Annotated in this window: 1 protein-coding gene; it reads left to right on the top strand. The window is 78.7% G+C overall.

Features of this window, described 5'->3' with window-relative positions; translation table 11 throughout:
- Window positions 1-293, top strand: a 293-nt coding sequence (locus tag ACFXB5_RS46735; RefSeq protein WP_385220295.1) for a hypothetical protein, incomplete at its 5' end; no start/stop codon positions are given.
- Window positions 294-455 lie beyond the last annotated feature (162 nt).

Below are 455 nucleotides of genomic sequence, written 5' to 3'. Positions count from 1 at the left end.
GCGCGGTTGTGTGTGTGAGGGCGCGCGTCACCCCGCGTCTCACCCGGGGGCCCCCGCCGCGCGGCGGGCGGCGGCCCCCGCCCCCCCCGGAGCGGGCCGTGGCCGCGGCGCGGCTGCTGGGGGCGTACGACACGCTGCGCAAGCCCCAGCAGTACCGGATCTCCGCCGGCGAGCGGACGCGCCGGGAGTGGACCGAGGCCGCGGCGCGGGCCGAGCTCGGGGACACCGCGTACGAGCGGACCCACGCCGAGGGCGGCGACCTCACCCTGGCCGAGGCCATCGCACTGGTCTGAGCGGGTCGCACTGGTCTGAGCGGGCCGGTGAGCGGGTCGGGGAAGCACCGGGAGGGGCGAGACGGCGACCGGCCGGGGGCCCCCCCGAGGGCGGCCCCCGCCCGGGGGCCCAGACCCGGGGACCGAAGGTAGTGGTTTTTGTGTAAAAGAGCCCCCCCACAC

The sequence above is a fragment of the Streptomyces sp. NPDC059455 genome, from assembly GCF_042750115.1.
GTDB lineage: Bacteria > Actinomycetota > Actinomycetes > Streptomycetales > Streptomycetaceae > Streptomyces > Streptomyces endocoffeicus.
Note: the sequence above shows the minus strand (reverse complement) of the source record. Positions and strands in the feature narration are given on the sequence as shown.